At 37.7% G+C, this 24,512-nt stretch carries 28 protein-coding genes and 1 other annotated feature; of the genes, 27 read left to right on the top strand and 1 reads right to left on the bottom strand.

The genetic code is table 11. The features are described 5' to 3' along the window. Positions 1-68: 68 nt before the first annotated feature. The 27 genes from OXT66_RS05325 to rpmF all read left to right on the top strand — a co-directional run bounded on the left by OXT66_RS05325 (position 69) and on the right by rpmF (position 23,129). Positions 69-806, top strand: coding sequence for an ABC transporter ATP-binding protein (locus OXT66_RS05325; protein ID WP_268596360.1), 738 nt, complete (start codon positions 69-71; stop codon positions 804-806). After that, complete coding sequence (locus OXT66_RS05320; RefSeq protein WP_268596359.1) at positions 803-2,017, top strand: ABC transporter permease; 1,215 nt, start codon at positions 803-805, stop codon at positions 2,015-2,017. The genes OXT66_RS05325 and OXT66_RS05320 overlap by 4 nt, the downstream gene beginning before the upstream one ends. Positions 2,018-2,036: 19 nt before the next feature. Continuing rightward, positions 2,037-2,684: a tRNA (guanosine(46)-N7)-methyltransferase TrmB gene (gene trmB, locus OXT66_RS05315; protein ID WP_268596358.1), complete on the top strand. Its 648-nt coding sequence runs from the start codon at positions 2,037-2,039 to the stop codon at positions 2,682-2,684. A 117-nt stretch (positions 2,685-2,801) separates the two neighbouring features. Beyond that, positions 2,802-3,122, top strand: a complete 321-nt coding sequence (locus OXT66_RS05310) for a thioredoxin family protein (RefSeq protein WP_268596357.1) — start codon at positions 2,802-2,804, stop codon at positions 3,120-3,122. A 19-nt stretch (positions 3,123-3,141) separates the two neighbouring features. Further along, positions 3,142-3,783 (top strand): YtpR family tRNA-binding protein, encoded by a 642-nt coding sequence (ytpR, locus tag OXT66_RS05305; RefSeq protein WP_268596356.1) that lies wholly within the window; start codon positions 3,142-3,144, stop codon positions 3,781-3,783. 56 nt (positions 3,784-3,839) lie between these two features. After that, positions 3,840-6,242, top strand: coding sequence for a DNA translocase FtsK (locus OXT66_RS05300; RefSeq protein ID WP_268596355.1), 2,403 nt, complete (start codon positions 3,840-3,842; stop codon positions 6,240-6,242). A 35-nt stretch (positions 6,243-6,277) separates the two neighbouring features. Next, positions 6,278-7,609 (top strand): UDP-N-acetylmuramate--L-alanine ligase, encoded by a 1,332-nt coding sequence (murC, locus tag OXT66_RS05295; protein ID WP_268596354.1) that lies wholly within the window; start codon positions 6,278-6,280, stop codon positions 7,607-7,609. A 68-nt stretch (positions 7,610-7,677) separates the two neighbouring features. Beyond that, a complete protein-coding gene (locus OXT66_RS05290) occupies positions 7,678-8,376 on the top strand; it encodes a Bax inhibitor-1 family protein (protein ID WP_268596353.1) in 699 nt (232 codons plus the stop codon). A gap of 123 nt (positions 8,377-8,499) precedes the next feature. Continuing rightward, a complete protein-coding gene (polA, locus tag OXT66_RS05285) occupies positions 8,500-11,154 on the top strand; it encodes a DNA polymerase I (protein WP_268596352.1) in 2,655 nt (884 codons plus the stop codon). Positions 11,155-11,166: 12 nt separating this feature from the next. Next, a complete protein-coding gene (gene mutM, locus OXT66_RS05280; RefSeq protein ID WP_268596351.1) occupies positions 11,167-12,009 on the top strand; it encodes a DNA-formamidopyrimidine glycosylase in 843 nt (280 codons plus the stop codon). Then, positions 11,999-12,586, top strand: a complete 588-nt coding sequence (coaE, locus tag OXT66_RS05275; RefSeq protein WP_268596350.1) for a dephospho-CoA kinase — start codon at positions 11,999-12,001, stop codon at positions 12,584-12,586. Before mutM ends, coaE begins: the two co-directional genes overlap by 11 nt. Before the next feature lie 21 nt (positions 12,587-12,607). Next, the gene (gene nrdR, locus OXT66_RS05270) at positions 12,608-13,087 is read left to right on the top strand and encodes a transcriptional regulator NrdR (protein ID WP_268596349.1); all 480 of its coding nucleotides are present in this window, start codon (positions 12,608-12,610) and stop codon (positions 13,085-13,087) included. Continuing rightward, positions 13,068-14,426 carry a DnaD domain protein gene (locus OXT66_RS05265; RefSeq protein ID WP_268596348.1) on the top strand — a complete coding sequence of 453 codons (1,359 nt, stop codon included), beginning with the start codon at positions 13,068-13,070 and terminating at the stop codon, positions 14,424-14,426. Before nrdR ends, OXT66_RS05265 begins: the two co-directional genes overlap by 20 nt. Positions 14,427-14,442: 16 nt before the next feature. Continuing rightward, positions 14,443-15,369, top strand: a complete 927-nt coding sequence (dnaI, locus tag OXT66_RS05260; protein WP_268596347.1) for a primosomal protein DnaI — start codon at positions 14,443-14,445, stop codon at positions 15,367-15,369. A 42-nt stretch (positions 15,370-15,411) separates the two neighbouring features. Further along, positions 15,412-15,541: a sequence feature (ribosomal protein L20 leader region), on the top strand. A gap of 19 nt (positions 15,542-15,560) precedes the next feature. After that, positions 15,561-16,088: a translation initiation factor IF-3 gene (gene infC, locus OXT66_RS05255; protein WP_082620590.1), complete on the top strand. Its 528-nt coding sequence runs from the start codon at positions 15,561-15,563 to the stop codon at positions 16,086-16,088. A gap of 31 nt (positions 16,089-16,119) precedes the next feature. Further along, positions 16,120-16,314 carry a 50S ribosomal protein L35 gene (gene rpmI / locus OXT66_RS05250; protein ID WP_054669913.1) on the top strand — a complete coding sequence of 65 codons (195 nt, stop codon included), beginning with the start codon at positions 16,120-16,122 and terminating at the stop codon, positions 16,312-16,314. 48 nt (positions 16,315-16,362) lie between these two features. Continuing rightward, entirely contained in the window at positions 16,363-16,719 is a 357-nt protein-coding gene (gene rplT, locus OXT66_RS05245) for a 50S ribosomal protein L20 (protein WP_056978409.1), read from the top strand. A 73-nt stretch (positions 16,720-16,792) separates the two neighbouring features. Beyond that, positions 16,793-17,305: a YqeG family HAD IIIA-type phosphatase gene (locus tag OXT66_RS05240; RefSeq protein ID WP_268596346.1), complete on the top strand. Its 513-nt coding sequence runs from the start codon at positions 16,793-16,795 to the stop codon at positions 17,303-17,305. Between the two features lie 17 nt (positions 17,306-17,322). Continuing rightward, positions 17,323-18,462, top strand: coding sequence for a ribosome biogenesis GTPase YqeH (gene yqeH, locus OXT66_RS05235; protein WP_268596345.1), 1,140 nt, complete (start codon positions 17,323-17,325; stop codon positions 18,460-18,462). A 12-nt stretch (positions 18,463-18,474) separates the two neighbouring features. Further along, entirely contained in the window at positions 18,475-18,786 is a 312-nt protein-coding gene (locus OXT66_RS05230; protein WP_268596344.1) for a YhbY family RNA-binding protein, read from the top strand. A 12-nt stretch (positions 18,787-18,798) separates the two neighbouring features. Beyond that, on the top strand, positions 18,799-19,434 hold the full coding sequence (locus OXT66_RS05225) for a nicotinate-nucleotide adenylyltransferase (RefSeq protein WP_268596343.1): 636 nt from the start codon (positions 18,799-18,801) through the stop codon (positions 19,432-19,434). Continuing rightward, positions 19,427-20,044, top strand: coding sequence for a bis(5'-nucleosyl)-tetraphosphatase (symmetrical) YqeK (yqeK, locus tag OXT66_RS05220; RefSeq protein ID WP_268596342.1), 618 nt, complete (start codon positions 19,427-19,429; stop codon positions 20,042-20,044). The genes OXT66_RS05225 and yqeK overlap by 8 nt, the downstream gene beginning before the upstream one ends. A gap of 2 nt (positions 20,045-20,046) precedes the next feature. Then, positions 20,047-20,400: a ribosome silencing factor gene (gene rsfS, locus OXT66_RS05215; RefSeq protein WP_268596341.1), complete on the top strand. Its 354-nt coding sequence runs from the start codon at positions 20,047-20,049 to the stop codon at positions 20,398-20,400. After that, entirely contained in the window at positions 20,400-21,140 is a 741-nt protein-coding gene (locus OXT66_RS05210) for a class I SAM-dependent DNA methyltransferase (protein ID WP_268596340.1), read from the top strand. Before rsfS ends, OXT66_RS05210 begins: the two co-directional genes overlap by 1 nt. 1 nt (position 21,141) lies before the next feature. Next, positions 21,142-22,272, top strand: coding sequence for a nucleotidyltransferase (locus tag OXT66_RS05205; RefSeq protein ID WP_268596339.1), 1,131 nt, complete (start codon positions 21,142-21,144; stop codon positions 22,270-22,272). A 78-nt stretch (positions 22,273-22,350) separates the two neighbouring features. Then, positions 22,351-22,905, top strand: a complete 555-nt coding sequence (locus OXT66_RS05200; protein WP_268596338.1) for a YceD family protein — start codon at positions 22,351-22,353, stop codon at positions 22,903-22,905. Positions 22,906-22,952: 47 nt separating this feature from the next. Further along, positions 22,953-23,129, top strand: coding sequence for a 50S ribosomal protein L32 (gene rpmF / locus OXT66_RS05195; protein ID WP_268596337.1), 177 nt, complete (start codon positions 22,953-22,955; stop codon positions 23,127-23,129). 136 nt (positions 23,130-23,265) lie between these two features. Here the strand turns inward: rpmF and adhP are convergent, their stop codons facing one another. Next, complete coding sequence (gene adhP / locus OXT66_RS05190; RefSeq protein WP_268596336.1) at positions 23,266-24,285, bottom strand: alcohol dehydrogenase AdhP; 1,020 nt, start codon at positions 24,283-24,285, stop codon at positions 23,266-23,268. Positions 24,286-24,512: the final 227 nt, after the last annotated feature.

Raw genomic sequence — 24,512 nt, 5'->3', positions numbered from 1 at the left:
TTTAGTGAAAAAACAGGGGGTATGGTATAATCAAGCCAATAAAATTTAACGATAGAGAAGTGAAAAACATGAGTTTAAAAGTAACCGATTTAGTAGGTGGGTATTCCAATATTCCAGTGTTAAAGGATGTTTCCTTTGACGTTCGAGATGGAGAATTGGTAGGTTTAATTGGATTAAATGGGGCTGGTAAGTCAACCACTATTAACCATATTATTGGGTTATTAACCCCGTTTTCCGGCAAGATTGAAATTAACGGTGAGACTTTACCGGAAAATGTGGAAAAATATAAACAACAAATTGCTTATATTCCTGAAACTCCAATCGTCTATAAGGAGTTGACTTTAAAAGAACACATTGAAATGACCATTTTAGCTTATAATTTGGACGCAGATAAAAGCTGGCAACGGGCTCATGAATTGCTAAAGCTGTTTCGTCTAGATAACAAATTAGATTGGTTCCCTGATAACTTTTCTAAAGGGATGCGCCAAAAGGTTATGATTGTTTGTGCTTTCATTACCAATGCTAAGTTATTTATTATTGATGAACCATTCTTGGGATTAGATCCACTTGCGGTAGATGACTTGCTTCAATTAATTGAAGATCGCAAACAAAATGGTGCTAGCGTTTTAATGTCTACTCACGTTTTGGATACAGCCGAACGTTTTTGTGATCGGTTTGTATTATTACATGATGGACAAGTTAGAATTGAAGGAACCTTATCTGAATTAAGACAGGCCTTTCCGGAAGCCGGCGAGTCACTTAATGATATTTATTTATCACTTGCAAAGGACGGGGATAAACAATGAAATCATTATATACCAGTCGTTTGAGTAGTCATTTAACCGAAATGTTTAAGTATTTACGACTAGTGTTTAATGATTACTTTGTCTTGGCACTGTTATTTTTGATAGGGGGATTGGGTTATTCTTATTCCAACTTACTTAAAACCCTATCGGGATCAGAATGGTGGCTAATGCCATTATGTATTGTTGTAATTACTTTGGTAGAACAGTTAGGAAATTTAGCCACTTTAATCAGAGAACCTGATTTTGTCTTTTTATTACCTAGAGAAGGCCAGATGTGGCAATATTTTAAAACGGCGTTTTCTTATAGTTTTCCCCTAGCTGCTATCATTCAGCTGGTTGTAACCGTAGTACTCATGCCGTTAATCCATATAGGACATGTAGTGTCTATTTTGCAGGTCGGTGCCTTATTACTTACGGTTGTTGCCATTAAGGGAACTTTATTAGTTACAGACTTAGGTTTCTTGTATCGATTAGTATCTAAGAGGGTAAAACAACTAATTCATTATGTTTTGCCATTAATAGTTTTAACTATTGGCTTGTATTTTAATTATTTCATTGCTTTTGGAATTAGTTTAGCAGCATTGCTTGGGGCTACGATTTTTAGTGGCGAGATCAAGAATCGGCCTTTAAATTGGCGAGAAGCAACTGCTACTGAAAATGGTCGTATGCATCGAGTCTATCAATTTTTCAATTTGTTTACCGATGTTCCTGCACTAACAGGAAATGTTAAACGCAGAAAATGGTTAGACCCATTATTAAAACGAATCGAATTAATTCCCAAAAACACCTATAAGTATTTATATGCTCACGGGATTATTAGGGATAACGAAATGAGTGGCTTATTTTTTAGGTTAACTTTGATTGGGGCAGTAATGTTATTCTTTATTCATGGTACTTATTTACCAATCATGATCTCAGCCCTATTTATTTACTTGATTGGATTTCAATTAATTCCATTTTATCAACACTTTGACGATAACGTCTTTATCCATATTTATCCCGTAACGTTACAAAACAAGACCGCTAGTTTTCAAACTGTTATTCGGTGGATGTTAGTGATTGTGGCAGTAATCTTTGCTATTGTAGTAATATTTGCTAATATTGGTAGTTTTGCAACGATTGTGGGGGTTATAATGGTTGAGTTACTTGAATTGGTCTGGTTCTTACGGATGTATTTGCCTAGACGCGTTCAAAAAATAACTAAAGCTTGATTTATGAGGAGAATTAACTATGCGCGTACGAAAAAAACCTTGGGCTGATGATTTTATTAATGATCACCAGGAATTTATTGTGTTAGAACCACAACAATTACAAGGAAAATGGCAAGAACGATTTACTAAAGATCAACCATTAGCCGTAGAAATCGGTACTGGAAAAGGCCAATTTATTACCGAAATGGCTAAAAAATATCCTAATATCAATTTCATTGGAATTGAGTTGCAGACGTCAGTCATTGCAGTGGCATTAAGAAAACTAGTAGAAAATCCATTGCCTAACGTTCAATTGGTTCTGACGGATGGGGCTGATGTGAATGAAATTTTTGCAACTGGTGAAGTAGATCGAATCTACTTGAACTTTTCTGATCCATGGCCTAAGAAACGCCACGCTAAGAGAAGATTAACTTCTCCTCAATTTTTAAAGGGTTATCAGATGGTATTAAAGCCAACTGGCGACATCGAATTTAAAACCGATAATCGTGGATTATTCGAATATTCATTAGGCAGTTTTAATAATTATGGTTTGATTTTTGATGCCGTTTATCTTGACTTACATCGCTCAGATGCAAATGAAGATAATGTTGAAACTGAGTATGAACAAAAATTTAGTTCCAAAGGGCCTATTTATAAATTAGTGGCTCACTTTAACGCTAAAAATTGATTTTACTAATTCCTTAATAATGTTTCTTTAGAACGGCTGATAACTCGGCCGTTTTGTTATATAATATTTAAAGTGTGAAAATTGAATTTGTTAATTTTGAAAGGGGACTACCAAATTATGGAGAGTTTAGAAAAAATGGATTTAGCATCATTGAAGGAAAAAGTTAGCTCTGGTAAATATATGTTGTTCTTCTCTGCAGATTGGTGCCCTGACTGCCGTTTTATTAAGCCAGCGATGCCTGAAATTGAGGCGGAATACAGTGACTATACTTTCTTGGCAGTTGATAGGGACGAAAATATCGACCTTGCAGCTGAAATGAATATCTTTGGCATTCCAAGTTTTGTCGCCTTTGAAAATGGCGAAGAAATTGGTCGGCTTGTTAACAAGGATCGTAAAACTAAACAAGAAGTAGAAACTTTCATTAATTCATTAAACTAATATTGAAGGGATTTTTTTAATGCTAATTGCAAGCTATAACGCACAAACTCTTGGTGATACTTTAGTGGTTATTATGGGCCAAGATGTTGAAGAACAAAGAACTGAAATTAGAGATAACGTTGCGCAAATCATTGCAACTGATTCTGGTGAAACTATCGGGGTTAATTTCTTAGCCGCTAGCGAGATTTTACCAGAAATTAAGGATAATCAAGGCCAAATTGAATTATCTGCAGATCAAGTTAATAAGTTAAACGCTTATTTGAGTGAGCACCAGTTTGAATTTACGTTGCATTACGATGATGATCCTAAGTTTGTGGTGGGATACGTTGAAAGTATGACAGCTCACCCAGATTCTGATCATTTAAACGTTACTTTGACCGAAGTTAATAATGGTGAGAAACTTCAAATTGTCAGTGGCTCTCCTAATATGCAGGCGGGCATTAAGGTAGTAGTTGCTAAAGTAGGTGCAATGATGCCTAACGGTCAAATTATTTGGCCGGGTGAATTAAGAGGCGTAGAAAGTTTTGGGATGATTTGTTCAGGAAGAGAATTGAAAATTCCTAATTCTCCGCAAGTACCAGGCGCATTGATTTTGCCAGAAGATGGTTACCAAGTGGGAGAACCATTTGATTTTACTAAAGCTCAGCATTTGTTTGACTAATAAGTAACTATTTATATTGTAGTATTTTTGATTAATAAAATTTTAGGTGTGGTGGAATGAATAATTATGATGGGCCAGCATATTATCGTTGGCGTAAGGACCTCAAAGCGGTTCAAAGAACAATACAACAAAATAAACAACCGCAACAGGAAGCTAAGAAAAAATCAGCTTCCAGAGGTTCCCAATCGTTAGCGGATACCGTTGCACCGATTAAACATAGAACCAATAACCAGCCAAGCCAGGTGTCAGAGTCAAAGTTTTCTAAGCAAATTAGAAAATTTGAACCTAAAAAAAGAACCTCTATAGAGGAACCTAATGCCCAAATGGTTCACTTCTTTGACCGGCAATCTAATCAAAGAGCCCGATTTTATGAACGATTAATTGCAAACTTGAAAATTAAACCGGATGATTTAATTCTATTTGGAGACCCTAATGAACCAGAAACAATAACCGAAGTTGAACAAAAGCCAGCAGATGCTATTGTTACGGTTGATGAATTAACCGAAAATAAACCGGCATTGCTTGAGCCAGATGAAGAGGAAGTTGTAGATTCAGTTGAAAATGTAACTAAACCAGCAGATGATGAAGTTAGCGACTTGGCTAATGAGGATATTAAAGCTAATAAAACAGGTTTAACTGCTTCAGATGTTACTGACGAAAATGTAGAAATTACTGATTTAGGTACGCAACCAATAACGGAAGAATCAGAAGAAGAATCAGTACCAGGTGGCTTAGGTAAAACCTTTTCTTCAATAATGGGTGAAGAGGCTACTGAAACTAAGTTGCCTTTCTTTGATGATCAATCAGAAAAGGCTCAAACAGATCGCGAAGTAGCTGCTTTACCGGAATCAAAAATTGAGATTGAACAACCAGAAACTATTGATGAAGTTCAAGAAAAGCAAATTAATCAACGATTCCAAAACCCAGTGCGAAGTTTAATGACGAATCCTACTGAAACTAACACTGATGAAGAACAATTAACTCAATCAACCGTGGAACAGCCAAAATTAGAAGACACTCCAAACGAATTGACTGACTCTGATGAAGAAATTAATCTTGCCGAGTATCAATTCCCAAGTATGGAGTTATTAACTCCACCCGTAGATACGGATGACGATCAAATATTAGATTGGATTGAAAATCAAATTGACGTCTTAGATAAGACTCTAGCAGCATTTGGAGTAGATGCTAAGGTCGTTGACTGGACGAATGGTCCAACAGTTACTCAATTCCAAATCAAGTTGGCATTAGGAGTGAAAGTCCAGAGAATTGTTAACTTACGTGATGATTTGAAGTTGGCTTTGGCTGCTAAGGATGTTCGAATTGAAGCGCCAATTCCTGGTAAATCTACCGTCGGAATTGAAATTCCTAATAAAAATCCACGGCCAGTAATGCTTTCAGAAATTATTGATACGCCTAAATTTGCGGAGAAAAAATCACCATTAACAACTGCAGTGGGGGTAGATATTTCTGGTCGGCCACAAGTTACTGATATTAGAAAAATGCCGCATGGCTTAATTGCGGGGGCAACTGGTTCCGGAAAGAGCGTCTTCATTAACAGTTTATTAGTATCTATTTTGTATAAAGCCAATCCAGCTGAAGTTAAATTGTTATTGATTGACCCGAAGGCTGTTGAATTGGCACCATATGACGAAATTCCGCACTTGTTATCACCGGTTATTTCAGATCCCCAAGAAGCTGCTGCTGCCTTGAAGTGGGTAACTAAGGAAATGGACGAACGATATGAAAAATTATCGGCTGCGGGGGTTAGAAACATTGAGCAGTTTAATGATAAAGCAGAAGAACGAGAAGAGTATGGATTAAAAATGCCATATATCTTAGTTATTATTGACGAATTAGCTGATTTGATGATGGTGGCTTCTAGTGAAATTCAGGATTATATTGTGAGAATTACCCAAAAAGCTAGGGCTGCTGGTATTCACTTAATTGTGGCTACTCAACGACCAAGTGTAGACATTGTTACTGGAACAATTAAAAATAATATTCCAACTCGAATTGCCTTTATGGTCTCTAGTCAAGTAGATTCCCGTACCATTATCGATACCGGTGGCGCAGAATCATTACTTGGAAAAGGTGATATGTTGTACTTAGGTAACGGAGCACCGCAACCTATTCGACTGCAAGGAGCCTACGTAACTAACGAAGAATTAGAAAACGTAGTGGACTTTGTAAAGCAACAAGGCAAGCCTAAATACCTATTTACCCCTGATTCACTAAAGCAAGTAGTGGAGAGCCATAATGAAGATGAATTGATGCCAGAAGTGTTGCAATATATTAGCAACGAAGACACCATTTCTACTTCAAAACTGCAAAGACTATTTTCAATTGGCTACAATCGAGCTGCCAATATCATTGATGCACTAGAACGGCATCATTATATTTCTGAACAACACGGATCAAAACCTCGTGAAGTTTATTATCATGAAGAAAAGAATTAATGCGTTAATAATTAGGATGCGGAGAGGAATTAAGAATGGAAACCAAAAAAATCTATCATTTTATTGGAGTTAAAGGAACTGGAATGAGTGCATTAGCGCTAATTTTAGTTGATCGTGGAGAACAAGTTCAAGGATCAGATATTACTCAGTACACGTTTACTCAACGGGGGTTAGAAAAGGCGGGGATTAAAATCTTGCCGTTCGACGAAAATAACATCCAAGATAATATGATTGTAATTGTGGGTAATGCATTTAAAGATGATCATCCTGAAGTAGTCAAAGCCCATGAAATGGGAGTTCCTACTTATCGTTATCACGAATTCTTAGGTAAAATGATTGAAGGAAAAACTAGTATTGGAGTTGCCGGAGCTCACGGTAAGACTAGTACAACCGGTTTATTGGCCCACGTTCTTAGTGGAATTGCTCCCACTGATTATTTAGTTGGAGATGGTTCTGGTAAAGGGGTACCTAACGCTCGTTTCTTTGTTTATGAAGCAGACGAATATCGTCGGCACTTCCTTGCCACTAATCCGGATTATGCAATTATGACTAATATTGATTTTGATCACCCAGATTATTATCAAAGTATTGACGATGTAATTGATGCATTTCAAACTTTTGCTAGCCAAGTGAAGAAAGGAATTTTTGCTTGGGGAGATGATCAATATCTTCGTGAAATTAAAGCTAATGTGCCTATCTATTACTATGGTTTGAATGAAACTGATGATTTTAGAGCTGTAGATGTTAAACGGACTACCAAGGGATCTAAGTTCAACGTTTGGTATCACGATGAAGATTTAGGTGAATTTGCCGTGCCACTATTTGGTGAACACAATGTTTTAAATTCATTGGCCGTAATTGCGGTTTCTTACTTTGAAGATGTTGACTTAGATGAGATCAGAAATGAACTCTTAACTTTTAAGGGCGTTAAACGCCGTTTTTCTGAACGAAAAGTTGAGGGCATGACGATTATTGATGATTATGCTCACCATCCATCTGAAATCAAAGCCACAATTGATGCTGCTAGACAAGAATATCCCAATAAAGAAATCGTGGTAGTCTTTCAACCACATACTTTCAGCAGAACCATTGCTATGATGGATGATTTTGCTACTAGTTTAGACCTAGCAGATAAAGTCTTTTTAACTGATATTTATGGTTCACCTAGAGAACAATCTGGGGATGTTTCTAGTGCTGATTTGGCCCAAAAGATTACCAAGGGTGGTCAAGTATTGTCAGTAGAAAACATGTCGCCACTTTTGGATTATGACAATGACGTAGTTGTTTTCATGGGAGCTGGAGATATTTTGAAATACGAAAATGCCTATGAAGAGCTATTAAGTCATTTAAGTAATAAAATCAATTAATCTAATTGCTTGCTTATTTGGCTGATTTTGGTACACTATTCTCAATTTGATAGAAGGAGTGGACTAATATGAACAACTATTCAAACAATCGCCAGGTTGTAAATGACAATGCCGGTTTGAATCAATTTTTAACCAAAATGTATGGTTGGATGAGTATCGCGGTGCTAGTCTCAGCTGCTACCGCATATTACTTTGGCAATGTTTTAAGTCCATTGGTTCTAGTTCAAAATCAGTGGGTAATGTGGGGGTCGTTAATTTTATGGTTTGTAATGCCGATGATCATTTCGGTTCAAGCGATGAAGCGACCAACTTTAAGCTTTGTTATTTTAATGGTTTATGCCGTTGTTAGTGGTGTTTTCTTCTCTAGCATTTTCATCACTTACACGGGAACGTCAATCGCAGCTGCCTTTTTATCCAGCTCAGCGATCTTTATTTCAATGACGGCTTATGGCTTAATCACCAAACGAAGCCTAGCTCGTTGGGGGGCACAAGCCTCAGCGGCATTAATTGCATTGATTATCGCAATGGTTATCAATATTTTCTTGAAAAGCAGTCTGATTTCATTTGTCTTTTCGATTATTGCGGTGATTATCTTTACGATTTTGACGGCATATGATACCCAAAGAATTAAGAATATGTATAACCAATATGGTGGCCAAGTTTCAGAAAATGGGTTAGCGGTTTACGGAGCGCTTCAGCTCTACTTAGATTTTGTTAACTTATTTCTACAATTGCTTTCCATTTTTGGTTATGGTGATAATAAATAAACTAAACGATGATTTCAATCTGTTGAAATCATCGTTTTTTCGTATTCGATCAATGATAATAAGGCTTGCAAGTGGTAAAATATAACAAGATGAATTGTGAGATTTAACCTAAAGGAGAAAATAATGCCCAAAAAATTACTGCTAATTGACGGAAATAGCATCGCATTTAAAGCTTTTTTTGCCCTGTATCAGTCACTTGATCGCTTTACGAATAGTGAGGGACTCCATACGAGCGCGATTTATGGATTTAACCGAATGCTAGATAAGGTATTAGCGGCAGAACAACCTGACGAGGCATTAGTTGCTTTTGATGCTGGAAAAACTACTTTTAGAACTGAAAAATACGATGGTTATAAGGGGGGGCGTTCCAAGACTCCCAATGAATTATCTGAACAAATGCCATTTATTCGAGAACTAGTTGAAGACCGTGGAATCAAAACTTATGAATTGGCTAACTATGAAGCCGATGATATTATCGGTACCTTAACCAAGGAGGCAGAAGATACTGGCGATTACGCAGTCACGGTGATTACCGGAGATCGCGACTTAACTCAGTTGACATCTAAGATGACTACCGTTCAAGTTTCAAAAAAGGGAGTTACTGAATTAGAAACTTACACTCCGGATTACGTGTTAGAAAAATTAGGGGTACGGCCCGATCAAATCGTTGAAATTAAAGGGCTTAAAGGAGATACTTCCGATAACTATCCTGGTGTTACCAAAGTTGGCGATAAAACCGCTCAAAAATTAATTCAACAATTTGGCAGTATTGCTGGCATTTATGATCATTTTGATGATGTTAGTGGTAACAAATTACGCGAAAATTTATTGGCCGATCGTGATAAGGCTGAATTGGCTCGAGAATTAGCTACAATTAATCGCCAAGCGCCGTTAACCATTAGTTTAGCTGATTGCAAATACACGGGGCCTGATACTCCTAAACTAATTGATTTTTATGAGCGAATGGATTTTAAGTCTTTTTTGGCGGCAATGGATCCAGAGGCCGTAAATGATCAAGATGTATACTCCGAAATTAAATTTCAACAACTTACGGCTAAAAATATCAGTGAATTAGCCAGTTTGGATTCAGAAATTGAATTACAAATTGAATTAGATGATGAAAATTATCATACCGCTCAAATTGTTGGTTTAGCATTGGGTGATAAGGATCACTGGTATGCTACTAATGATGCAGAATTATTGCATAATGAAGTGGTCGTTAAAATATTAGAGACGGCTGACGTTAAGAAAAATGTTTTTGATGCAAAGAAAACATATGTAGCCTTAAATAATTTAGGAATTAAATTAGCCGGAGTTAATTTTGATCTACTATTAGCTTCTTATTTATTAAACCCAGCTAATAATAGTAACGATGTAGCAGTGGTGGCTAGAGAACATGAATATCAAAACGTGAAAACGGATGAAGAAGTTTATGGTAAAGGCGCTAAGCGAAGTATCCCAGTAGATCAACCAGTATTTTTAGAACATCTAGTTCATAAAATAGCAGCCATTAGTAACTTGAAAGTAGATTTGTTTGCCGACTTAGATAAACATAATCAAACCGATCTATATTGGAAAATGGAATTACCCATGGCGCTAGTCTTAGCTAGAATGGAAATTGCTGGGATTACCGTAAAAGCTAGTCGTTTAGAGGAAATGGGTAGCAAATTAAAAGAACGAATGGCTGAGTTAGAGGTTGAAATTTACCGGCAGGCAGGCGAAGAATTTAATATCGGTTCACCTAAGCAATTAGGCCATATCTTGTTTGATAAACTTAAATTACCAGTGATTAAAAAAACCAAAACTGGTTATTCCACGGCGGTAGACGTTTTAGAAAAATTGGCTCCAGATGCCCCCATTGTGCAAAGTGTCTTAGACTACCGCCAAGTATCTAAGCTGTTATCAACCTATATTACGGGATTATTAAAGGTTATTAATCCCGCTGACGGTAAGATTCATACTAGATATTTACAAACGTTGACCGCTACCGGTCGTTTATCATCGGTGGATCCTAACTTACAAAATATTCCAATTAGATCTGAAGAGGGTAAGCAGATTAGGTCTGCTTTTGTACCGTCTCAAAGTGAAGAAGTTATTTTTTCATCAGATTATTCTCAAATTGAATTACGCGTATTAGCTTCCATTAGTGGCGATCAAAATATGCAAGAAGCCTTCCGTGAAGGCGAAGACATTCATGCTGCTACGGCTCGTAGAATTTTTGGATTAGATTCTAATGAACAGGTAACCCCAGAATTAAGACGCCAAGCAAAGGCAGTTAATTTCGGAATCGTTTATGGAATTAGTGATTATGGATTAGCGCAAAATACGGGTATTACCAGAAAGCAAGCTAAGCAATTCATCGATCGTTACTTTGAAGAATATCCTGGAGTCAAACAGTACGTATCTGAGATTGTTGATTTTGCAAAGGATCACGGCTATGTAGAAACTTTGGAGAAACGCCGTCGTTATTTACCCGATATTAATTCCAGCAATTTCAATCGCAGATCATTTGCGGAACGAACAGCAATGAACACCCCAATTCAAGGCAGTGCTGCTGATATCATTAAAAAAGCGATGATTAAGATGGATAAGGCACTAGAGGGGTACCAAACTAAGATGTTACTGCAAGTGCATGATGAATTGATTTTTGAAGTACCATTATCCGAATTAGATGAAATTAAAAAAATTGTACCACAAATTATGGATTCGGCTGTTAAGCTGGCCATTCCGTTGAAGGTGGAAAGCCACTACGGTAAGACTTGGTACGATGCTAAATAAGGGGGATTACAATTGCCAGAGTTACCAGAAGTAGAAACCGTTCGTCGAGGACTAACCCAGTTAGTGAAGGACAGTCAAATTACCAGCGTAGATGTTTTATATCCTAAGATGATTAATGTGACTCCAGAAGAGTTTAACGCGACTTTGCAGGGGCAGACTATTGAACAAATTGATCGCCGAGGCAAGTATTTATTATTTAGAATTAGTAACGGCTATACAATTATTTCTCATCTTCGGATGGAAGGTAAATACGATGTAGAACCCGAAGGCGAAACTTTAGGTAAACATACACATATTGTTTTTCATTTAGCTGATGGTCGTGAATTAAGATATAATGATACTCGTAAATTTGGGAGAATGAACTTGGTCAAGACCGGGACGGAATTCGAAGTGGCTGGATTACAAACTATTGGTCCTGAACCCACGGCAGAAGATCTATCGTTAGATTACATGCTGGACATTTTCAAGCGAGGTAGAAGACAAGTAAAACCATTTTTATTGGATCAAAGTAATATTGCTGGCTTGGGAAACATCTATGTTGACGAAGTGCTATGGATGAGCAAGATTCATCCGTTACAGCCTGTAAATGAAATTCCAGAAGCCCAAATTGCTGATTTACGGGCTAATATTATTGATGAAATTCAAAGAGCCATTGCAGGACATGGAACTACCGTGCATTCATATTCCAATGCTTATGGCGAAGCAGGTAGTTTTCAAAATTACTTGCAGGTCTATGGTAGAAAAGGAGAACCTTGTCTTCGTTGTGGTACCACTATCGAAAAAATTAAAGTTGCACAGCGGGGAACTAGTTTTTGTCCGTACTGTCAGCAATTACATGGAGAACATGATGAGTAAAATTATTGGGTTAACTGGGGGAATTGCAACGGGCAAATCACTAGTTAGCTCATTTTTGAGCCAACAAGCAATTCCAATTATTGATGCAGATCAAATTACAAAACGAGTAGAAGCCAAGGATACTGTAGGCTTGGCTGCAATCGTAGCTGAATTTGGCAAGGACATGTTGCAAAGTGACGGTCAATTGAATCGTAAAGCTTTGGGGAGAATCGTCTTTAGCGATAAGGAACAGCTAAAATTGTTAGTTCGAACTATTGATCCGTTTATCAGACAACAAATTGTTAAAGAAGTTCAGGAACTAAAGGAACATTCACTAATTGTATTAGATGCACCCACTTTATTTGAAAATGGCTACCAACAATTAGTAGATGAAATCTTGATGGTGAGTTGTACTGCTAATATTCAACTTCAAAGATTGATGCAACGAAATAATTTGTCAATTGTTCAGGCTAATCAGAGAATTCAAGCACAATGGCCAGTGGAAGTTAAACAACAATTGGCGGATTATGTGATTTATAATTCTGAAACGAAGCAAAAAACTTATCAGCAGGTAGCTGATTGGTTAACTCAACAGTGAGTGTTAAAGAGGTGAAGCAAAATGCAATGTCCCCATTGTGGTAATAATGGTTCTAAGGTAGTTGACAGTCGACCTACGGATGACGGACGGGCTATTCGCCGCCGTCGTGAGTGCGAACGGTGTGGATTTCGGTTTACTACGTTTGAACGAGTCGAAGTAACCCCTTTATTAGTTATTAAGAAAAATGGTAACCGTGAAGAATTTAGTCGAGAAAAGTTGACTAAGGGAATCGTACGGTCTGCAGAAAAACGACCGGTTTCAATGAACGCAATTACTAGTTTGGTTGATAAAATTGAAAATAAAATTCGAGCTGCTGGAGATAATGAAATTACCAGTCAACAAATTGGTGAGTACGTTATGGATGAACTAGTTAACTTAGATGAAATTGCTTATATTCGGTTTGCTAGTGTCTATCGTCAATTTAAGGATATGTCCGTTTTTTATGAAGAATTAAAAGAAATCATGGAAAGAGATCGGCAAAATGAAAAGGGGGATGATTAGTCTGGCAACTAAAATGACTCCTAACACTCCTTTTTTAGTTGTGGCAGATGAAGTTTTTGAAAATGCAACGGAGATTTTAAATAGTTTATACGGACCGATTGTGGGCACAAGTGCATTAGGCCTTTATTTTCAACTTAAAAATCTAATCATTTTTCAGGAACAACCTAATCAAATCCATACGCATTTTGAACTACAAAGTTTACTAAATGTTAGTATTAATCAATTAGAAACTGATCGTAAAATGTTAGAAGCCTGCGGACTTTTAAAGACCTGGTTAGTTAATAGTAAGAATCAAGTAATGTATTTGGTGCGAAGACCTTTATCTGCCAAAGAGTTTTTTGCTACTGATCTATTAACTATTTTGTTGTTGGAAAAATTGGGAGATCAGGTTTTTCAGCAAGTTCAAAACAGAATGGTTCCCAAACAAAATATTCCAGAAGAGGCTGAAGAGGTTACGGCTTCTGTAACTGATACTTTTCCATTAATTGTGGAGCGAATGAAGCGGAACCAGGCTCAATTAACTCAAGTTAAAAACCAATTGGGAGATTTTAAGGTAGGCCCACAAAATACCAACCAAGAGCGCCCCTTGGACGAAAAATTATTACTAAGTATCTTAGAAAATAGTTTTGTTGAGTTGGATAGTGTAAAGTTGGCTATGGAAGTTATTCAAACCGAAAGTGCATTGTATGGTATTGATGAAGTACAAATGGGAAAATATGTACTAAAGGCGGTCAATTTACAAACTAATCGGTTAGATGTTAAGAAATTAAAAACGGTAATTTCTAATGATTTCAGGGCACCAGTCAGAGGCACTTTGGAAGGTGCTAGTTCTGAGACAACTCCTGCCGTTAATCCTCAAAGCAATTTATCAGCACAACAATTACAAATTACTAAGTTTGCCGGTCAAATGGCGCCCCTCCAATTCTTGCAACAAATTAAAAAACAAAAACGTGGTTTTGTTACTTCGGGAGAAGAACGATTAGTTCGAGATTTAATTGGCCGGCACATTTTAAGCAATTCGGTAATTAATATCTTGATTTACCATTTACTGGTTGATGAACAACATGCTACTCTAAATAAGAGCCTATCTGAAACCATTGCTAATGATTGGAGTCAACAAAAAATCGCAACGGCTGAACAGGCAATTAGTAAACTTCAGGAAAGAAAACAAAAAGCGACTGCTAAACCGGTACGGTCTCGCAATAATAATGGTCGTAAAAGCATTAAAGAAACACTGCCGGAGTGGGCAAAAACCACTGCATCTGCTAAAAATACTACTAAATTAACTCCTGAACAGGAAAAGAAATTGCAAGAACGATTGAACAAATTAAAAAAATGAAAGCTGGTGAACGGTCGTGAAAAAATTAGGGGATGAAATTAAGGCCATGATGGGCCAACAAACTAACTTTAATGCTAAATTTGCTGACATCATGAAACGGGTAATGGCGGATGAGGACGTGAACGCGTTTTTAACCCGCAATCAAGAGCAATTGGCTGACGGGGCAGTTTCTCGTGGTGCTGCTAAATTATATGAATTTTATAATGACAAACAACAGGTAGCTAAGGGAGAAAAAACGTTTGCTCCTGGATATTTCCCACAGTTAGTGGTTAATGATCACCTAATCGACATTTCTTACACGGCCTCGCCTGAAGTAGTTGCAAAAAATCAACAAAAAGTGTTGCAACAGCGAATAGTGACGATTATGATGCCCAAAGACATTCGGCAAGCTCGATTAAGTAATTTTGATCACGATGCTGAAAGGTTTGATGCTTTAGATGCTGCACTCAACTTCGTAGATCATGTGCAAGCACCTGGTTTTGAACCGGGCATTTATTTATCTGGCCCGTTTGGGGTAGGAAAAACCTATCTACTGGGAGCACTTGCAAATGAATTAGCTGAAAAGGGTATTAAAACCACTTTGGTTCACTTTCCAAGCTTTGCGGTGGAAATGAAATCGGCAATTGGTAATAATACGGTAGCAGAACAAGTGGATCGAATTAAAAAAGCTCCGATTTTGATGCTGGACGATATTGGTGCAGATTCAATGTCATCGTGGATTAGAGATGATATTTTAGGAGTGATCTTAGAATATCGAATGCAGCAACAATTACCAACTTTTTTTAGTTCTAATTTTACGATGGATCAGTTGGCTAATGAACATTTACGAGTTAATCAACGTGGTGATGATGAGCCATTGAAAGCTCAACGGTTGATGCAACGAATTCGCTTTTTAGCTCGTGAAATACCCATGGAAGGTTATAATCGCCGGCAACAAAACTAATCGTTGACACTCAGTAATACTGATGGTATGATTATGAAGTTGAAATGAAAGCAGAAGCAACCCGCTTCTCGCCTTAGTGATTCTAATCACTGGGCTTGATATCGAATTCGATTAACAATTGTGTTAATCGCTATATCAGAGCGGGCGCTTGCGTCCGCTCTTTCTGCTTTTTGTTTAAAATTTGGAGGTGAATTACCATAGCAAAGGATATGATGGTTAACGACGGAATTAGAGCTCGTGAAGTTCGTCTGATCGGTGCCGATGGGGATCAATTGGGTGTTAAAAGTCGTGACGAAGCACTTAAACTTGCTGATGATGCTGATTTGGATCTTGTATTGGTCGCTCCGAAGGCCAAACCACCAGTTGCTAAGATTTTGGACTACGGAAAGTACCGATTTGAACAACAAAAGAAAGATCGTGAATCCCGTAAAAAGCAAAAGATTGTGAATGTCAAGGAAGTTCGTTTGAGTCCAGTAATTGATGTCAATGACTTCAATACTAAACTAAAAAACGCACGTAAATTCTTGGCTAAAGGCGAAAAAGTTCGAGTTTCTATCCGGTTCAAGGGCCGGGCAATTACTCACAAGGATATTGGTAGAAAAGTTCTTGACCGAATGGCCGAAGAAACTGCTGATGTTGCTAGTGTTGAACAAAAGCCTAAAATGGATGGACGTAGCATGTTCTTAATGCTCGCCCCTAAAGAAAGCGACAAGAAATAAAAGCGAATTATTTTAAGGAGGATTTAGATCAATGCCTAAACAAAAATCAAACCGTGCCGCTGCAAAGCGTTTCAAGAAAACTGCTAATGGTGGTCTAAAGAGTGCCAATGCATACACTAGCCACCGTTTCCACGGTAAGACTAAGAAGCAACGTCGCCAATTACGTGGTACTAGCATGATGGATGCAACTAACGTAAAGCGTTACATTAAGATGCTTTCTAAATAATAACCGAATAACTTATCTAATTTTTGATTTACACAGGAGGAATTTATTATGCCACGAGTTAAAGGTGGAACAGTTACACACGCACGTCGGAAACGAGTTTTAAAACTTGCTAAAGGTTACCGTGGTGCAAAGCACAGTTTATTCAAGACCGCTAAAGACCAAGTAATGAAATCGGAAACTTATGCTTTCCGTGATCGTCGCGCAAACAAAGGTAACTTCCGTAAATTATGGATTGCCCGGATCAATGCTGCTGCTCGGATGAATGATCTTAGTTACAGCCAATTCATGCACGGTTTGAAATTAGCTAACATTGACATGAACCGTAAAATGTTGGCTGACTTAGCAGTTAACGATGCTGATGCTTTTAAAGCATTAACTGACGAAGCAAAAAAAGCCCTTAAATAATCATTGAAAACTTTCACCGCTTTTTTGAGGGTGGAAGTTTTTTTGATAATGGGCAGTAAGTTAGGGGTTTATTATGTTAGAACAATTTAAACCAACGTGGATGTTTGAATCCATTTTTGAGGTTACTCCAGCATTTTTAAAACAAAATCAACTTACTACTATTTTTACAGATTTAGATAATACCTTAATGCCATGGGATAAGTCGTTAGGAGATCCCCGGTTAAGACCCTGGTTAAAAGAAATGAAAGATAACGGGATAAGTGTTATTGTAGTCTCTAACAATAGTAAAAAAAGAATTGCCAAAGCAATTGAGCCACTAGGCTTAGAATTTATTTCTAGAGCTCTAAAGCCAACGGGAATTGGAATTAATCGGGCAATCAAAGAGTGGCACTTAAATCGTTCTGAGGTAGTGATGATTGGTGATCAGGTATTGACCGACGTACGGGCGGCCAATCGGTGTGGAATTGACTGTATCTTAGTTAAACCGTTAGTTCCTAACGATGCTTGGAATACCACGATTAACCGTAATCTTGAACGAATTGTTTGGAAAAAAGTTCAAGCTAAGTATCCCGAAATGCATTGGTAATTTAAAAGGAGAAATGAATGACTGAAACAAATGATGTCGTATTTGAAGGCCAAGTAGTTCACTGTATTGGTTGTGGAGCTAAGGTGCAAACAGAAGATAAAGATCAGCTGGGTTACACTCCTCAATCAGCTTTAGATAAAGGATTAGCTAATGGAGAGGTGTATTGCCAACGTTGCTTTAGACTTCGGCATTATAATGAAATTATGCCGGTCAGTTTAACTGATGATGATTTTTTGAAACTGTTAAGCCAAATCCGAGATACTAATTCATTAATCGTTTATGTAGTTGATATTTTTGATGTTAACGGTAGCTTAATTCCTGGTTTGCATAGATTTGTTGGTAATAACGATGTTTTATTAGTTGGAAATAAACTAGATATCTTGCCAAGCTCAATTAAAACTAGCAAGGTAAAAGACTGGTTAAGACAACGAGCTAATGCTGCCGGAATTCGGCCAGTAGATGTTGCTTTAGTTTCGGCTAAAAGTAACCAAAATGTGGATCAATTGCTTAATCAAATTGATAAGTTGCGCGATGGTAAGGATGTATATGTAGTTGGGGTTACTAACGTTGGTAAATCCACGTTAATTAATCAAATCATTAAACAGGCCACTGGAATTCAAGAATTAATTACCACTTCTCGTTTCCCAGGAACTACTTTAGATCAAATCAATATTCCGTTAGATGATGGTCAAAAGATTGTAGATACTCCGGGGATTATTCAACCAGAACAAATGGCTCATTTATTAAACGGAAAAGAATTGAAATTAGTTACTCCAGCTAAAACAATTAAACCGCGTGTTTATCAATTAAATCCAGCTCAAACACTCTTTTTGGGTGGTGTAGCTCGTTTTGATTACGTGGCTGGAGACGCTAAACATGGCTTTACCTTATACGTAGAAAACAACTTATTTGTGCACCGGACCAAGTTAGAAAACGCTACTAGCTTTTACGAAAAACACGTTGGTGAAATGTTAACGCCACCAACTGCTGAGAATGTAGCGGATTTTCCTAAATTAGTGCGGCACGAATTTAAGACAGACAAGAAAAGCGACATTGTTTTAGAAGGACTTGGTTGGATAACAGTCCCAGCCGGGGTAACGGTTGCCGGATATGCTCCTGAGGGAGTGGCCGTTTTGATTCGACCAGCAATGATTTAAAGAGGAGTTTACATGGAACTTAGAGGAAAACAAAAACGTTATTTACGAGCTTTAGCTAATAGTTATCGCCCGGTCTTTTCAATTGGTAAGAACGGTTTATCACCAGTTTGGTTACAAGAAGTTACCGGAGCCTTAAATAAACGCGAACTCATGAAAGTGAACGTGCTACAAAACGCTGACGTAACCACTGCAGACGTTAAAAATTACGTTGAAAAAAATAGTAACATTACCGTGGTTCAAACCATCGGTCGGGTGCTATTATTATTTATGCCATCCGAAGATGAGGAAAACCAAAACATTTCTAAAGACGTATTTAAAATGTAGGAGATCGATCAAATGGCAAATGCACAACGGCAAACAACAACCGTAGTTGAAACTCAGCCCGTAAAGCAAAAAAATGAAGTCTCACGTAAAATCGGTATTTTAGGTGGTACCTTTAATCCAATTCACTTGGGTCATTTAATTATTGCTGACCAAGTATTAAATCAATTGGGTTTGGAACAAATTCGGTTTATGCCAGATGCTACGCCACCTCACATCGATAAAAAAATAGCAATTCCGGCTGCAGATCGAGTTGCAATGGTTAATAGGGCAATTGCTGATAATCCTCAGTTTTGCATTGAAATGATGGAGGTTATTCGAGGCGGTATCAGCTACACGGTTGACACTATGAGGGCCCTTCATCAGGCTCATCCGGAGACAGAATACTACTTTATTATCGGTGGTGACATGGTAGAATATCTTCCTAAATGGTATCAAATTGATGAATTAGTTAATTTGGTTCACTTTGTGGGGGTTAAACGCCATGGATATGAACAAAAATCACCATATCCCATTATTTGGGTAGATGTGCCGTTTGTTGATATTTCTTCAACGTTAATTAGAAGTAAAGTTAAACAGCATCAATCGATTAATTATTTGGTGCCAACGGCAGTAGAACAGTATATAAAGGAGCATCAGTTGTATGAATAATCTAGAACCAGAAATCACTTATACTGGTAAGTACACTCCACTTAGTAGGGCAGAGTTAGTGGCCAAACTACGTGAAGCACTAACTACTAGTCGGTTCAACCATGTTTTACGGGTAGAACGTACTGCCATTCAACTAGCGCAAAAATATGGAGAGTCAGTTGAAAAAGCAAGTATTGCTGGTTTGGTCCATGATTATGCTAAACAACGTCCAGATACAGATTTTATTAAAGCAATTAACCAATATCATTTAGATACTGAGTTGTTGAATTACGGCAATGCTATTTGGCACGGAGTAGTTGGTTGGCTTTTTGTGAAAACAGAACTACAAATTGAAAATATTGATATTTTAAAAGCGGTGGAGTACCATACTGTGGGCCATCAATATATGAGTAAATTAGCTCAGATTGTGTATATGGCAGATTATATTGAACCTGGCAGGGATTTTCCGGGAGTTATAAAAGCTCGAAAAGCTACGGAGATTTCTTTAGCAGCTGGGGTCAGCTGTCAGACTCAACAAACGCTTTCGTATTTAATTGAAAACAAACTTCCGGTATATCCGCAAACTATCATCACGTATAATGCCTGGGTACCGGAACAAATTAAGGAGTAATAATGGATAGTAAAAAAATAGCAGAATTAGCAGTAAAAGCTGCTGATAGCAAACGCGGTGAAGACATTGTTGTGTTAGATATGCAACAAAGCTTAATGGCCGATTATTTTGTCATTGTAGATGCTAATTCCAACAGACAAGTTAAAGCCATTGCAGAAGATATCATTGATCAAATGGAAGACAATGATGTTAAAATTTATCAAGTTAGTGGTCGAACTAAAGCTGAATGGATTTTAGTGGATCTTGGTGACGTAATTGTTCACGTCTTCCAAAAGGAAACCCGTGAATTTTATAACTTAGAAAAACTTTGGTCTGATGCGCCAATGCTTAATGTAACGGACTGGATCACAGAATAATGATTTACCAAGAATTTGCTCAATTTTATGACGACCTATTTGATCCAGAAATGTACGATAAGTGGGCTGCATATACTACCAAAAGAGTTAATTCCGATGAATCTATTTTAGATTTAGCTTGTGGGACCGGTAGATTGGCAGTTATTTTGCAGTCTAATGGTTATCAAGTCACTGGTGGCGACTTATCTGATGATATGTTGGCATTAGCCAGTGAACATTTAATTAATGCGGGGTTAACGCCAAATTTAGTGCAAGTAGATATGCGAGATCTTTCTGAATTGCCAGTTTTTGATGTGGTAACTTGTTTTGATGATTCATTGTGTTATTTGATTGATCAAACAGATTTACTCAAAGCATTTCAGCAAATTAATCAGCATGTTAAACCAGGTGGAAAATTTTTATTCGACGTGATTACACCATATCAAACTGATGAAGTTTATCCAGGTTATATGTACAATTACCAAGACGACGATCGGGCATTTATGTGGACTAGTTATCAAGGTGAATTTGCGCCACATTCTGTTGAACATGAATTGAGTTTCTTTCAATTTGATGAACAACAAAATAACTATGAACGTTATGAAGAACTCCATCAGGAAAGAACTTATGCAGTTAAAGACTATCAACAAATGTTGCAAGCCGCTGGCTTTAACTCCGTTACCGTGACTACCGATTTTGGTAAACACGGTTATAAGGAAAAAGTTAAGCGCTGGTTCTTTGAATGCATCAAGGAGGGGTAGCATGAAAGCGGTAGCGATTATCGCTGAATATAACCCATTTCATAATGGTCATCTGTATCAATTAAAGGCAGCCAAGGAGCAAACCGGAGCTGATGTAGTGATCGCTTTATTAAGTGGTAACTGGGTTCAACGAGGAGAGCCGGCGGCGTTTGATAAGTGGCAAAGAGCTCAATTAGCATTAGCTAATGGTGTTGATCTCGTAGTGGAATTACCGTTTAATTATGCGGTTCAACCAGCCCATTTATTTGCTGCTGGGGGCGTTAAACTGGCTGAGGCTATTCATGCTACTTGGCTATCATTTGGGGCGGAGACGCCTAATTTGGATTACCAAAAGTTAATTGCTAATCAACCAGATAAAGATCAATTTAAGCAGTTTGATCAAACATTTGCGACGCAGTATAGTGATTATTTGACCAAGGCGACTGGAATTACAGTTAACCAATCTAATGATATTTTATTTTTTAGTTATGCTAATGCTAAGGTCCAACAAGGGGCTGATATTGAGTTAGTTCCGGTTCAACGGCTGGAAAGTAATCATCAAGATACTAAGTTAACTACGGGATTCATTAGTAGTGCTTCAGCCATTAGAGCAGCGATTCAGGATACAGAATGGTCTAAATTAAAGAGGCAATTACCGGCAGCTACTTATCAACTGATTACTAATAATCAGATGGTAACTTGGCAAGCATTCTGGCCACTATTACGGTATGAATTAGTAGCTACACCTATTGCAGAATTAGGGCGCATCTATCAAATGACCGAAGGAATTGAATATCGACTAAAACAGGTAGCTAAGCAGGCAACTAGTTTTGCAGAATTTCTTCGAGGAGTTAAAACGAAGCGGTATACCTATACTCGGATTCAACGTTTATGCGTTTATGTGCTAATGCACGCCTATGATGCAGAAATGAAGTTACCTAACGATTATTTACGCATCTTGGGGTTCAACAAAGTTGGTCAAGCCTATTTAAATCAAGAAAAGAAACACTTGGAGTTACCATTAATTACTAAGGTAACGGATGATTTAAGCAAACAAGAATTGGTATTGGACTATCGAGCAGGGATGTTAAGACAGTTGATAACTAATCAACCACAGGATTTTTATCGCCACCCAATTATTAATTTAAGTTAGTTATGCTATCAAGGAATTCACCTTGACAAGCTTTTAAGTAGTCAGTATAATGAGACATGTTGCATTGGAGGACTAGAAGTGAAATTGTATTTTAACGAACTTAAAGATTACTCTAGCAATCGGCCGCTTGAGATTAATGAAACTATTAATGTTAAGCAACAATTATTACAACGTTTCCCAGACCAAGTTTTAGATGCATCTGAGTTTAAAATTTCTGGAGTAGCGTTTACTGATAAAGGCGATGTAGTAACTTCACTACATGTTAAAGGTACTTTGACGGTTCCTTCCACTCGTTCCTTAAAACCAGTAGACTTACCAGTTAATTTTCAGATGGATGAAATTTACGTCAACAGCAAGGCAGCGGAACAACGATACGATGATGAAGAAGCGGTATTCATGGTCAGTGAAGATGGAAAAATCGACATTGATAACGCCGTAGCGGAAAACATTGTATTACAAATTCCAATGATCGTTTTATCTTCTGACGAAATTGCCGGTAATGAAGAAATGCCGAAGGGAAATGATTGGGAAGTTTTGAGTTCTGAGGAATTTCAAAAACGCCAAGAAGATACTAAAAAAGTTGATCCACGTCTAGCTAAGCTATCTCAATTTTTTGATGATAGTGAAGATTAGACATAAAATTTCACTAGTGGATATTTTATAAAAAGGAGGGGTTTGAATTGGCTACACCAGCACGTCGAACTTCAAAAACTAAGAAGCGTTTACGTCGGACCCATATCAAGTTAGATACTCCTAACTTGAGCGCATGCCCAAACTGTGGCGAACTTCGTGTATCTCACAAAGTTTGTCCTAGTTGCGGTTACTACGATGGCCGTCAGGTTATGAACGTTAAATAATAAATAACCCTTGTTTAGAACACCATGGATTCTAACGGGGGTTTTTATTTTGCCTTTTAATAACTAAAAAGCGGAAGGTAAGACCTTAAAGGCCTTATCTTCCGCTTTTTTTGTAAGAAAAATTTCAATTTAATTATTATTCTTGGGTAAAATCGATAACCATTCGACCAACAATTTGGTTATTTTTCATTTCATCGATGATGTCGTTAATTTCTTCTAACCGACGAGTTTGTACGATTGGTTTTACTTTTTGTTCAGCACCAAATTGGAAAGTTTCAGCTAAGTCTTGGCGAGTTCCTACCAACGAACCAGCAACTTGAATACCATCTAATACGGTTTTATCGATATTAAGGGCCATATCACCCTTAGGAAGGGCTACCGCGACTAGTTTACCATCTGGACGTAAAGCGTTCACAGAGGTAGTAAATGCGTCTGTATTAACTGCAGTAATTTGAGAGTTATGAACACCACCAACTTTAGCTTGGATTTGTTCAGCAACATCTGGATCGTGACGGTTAATAGTGATATCAGCACCATTTTCTTTAGCAGCAGCCAATTTAGCTTCGTTACCATCAACAGCAACTACGTGGGCACCAAAAACGTTGTGAGCCAATTGAACCGCAAGATTACCTAATCCACCGGCACCAACTACTTCAACCCATTGACCTGGACGAGTTTCACCAACTTTTAATGCCTTGTACATAGTAACCCCGGCACAGGTGAGGGAAGTGGCTTCAACAGGATCTAATTCTTCTGGTACTTTTACTGCGTAGTTAGCATCAACGATAACTTCTTCAGCCATGGCACCGTCAACGGTAAAACCAGCATTTTCAACGTTTCGGCAAAGAGTTTCGCGGCCAGTATTACAGTATTCACAGTGACCACAACCCTTAAAGAACCAAGCGATAGATACTCGATCACCTAATTTTAAGTTAGTAACGTCATCTGCAACTTCAATTACTCGGCCGACTCCTTCGTGACCAATAATTCTGCCAGGCACTTTACCAAAATCACCAGCGGCAACGTGTAAATCAGTGTGACATAATCCACAATATTCAACTTTAACTAGTGCTTCACCGGCTTTGATGGGACGGAGTTCAACATCCTTAATATCAACGTAACCATCAACTGAATCTCTTACAACTGCTGCTTTCATATCCAAATAACCTCTCTTTATCTCAACTTTGGAACGCTATTATTAAAACATAAATAATACTGCAATTCAAGTGAAATCATGAACAATGTTTTTGGCGATTTAACTGATTTTTTACTTATAAATGATTAAATTCCGATAGTGTAGCAGCTGAGAACGCCTGTAAAGCTCTGAAGAGTATGTTAAAATTAGAGAGAACTTACGTCCAACTAAATTAAAAGTTGAAATAG

Source organism: Lentilactobacillus senioris (assembly GCF_026798195.1).
Lineage (GTDB): Bacteria > Bacillota > Bacilli > Lactobacillales > Lactobacillaceae > Lentilactobacillus > Lentilactobacillus senioris_A.
This window is presented reverse-complemented; position numbering and strand designations above follow the sequence as displayed.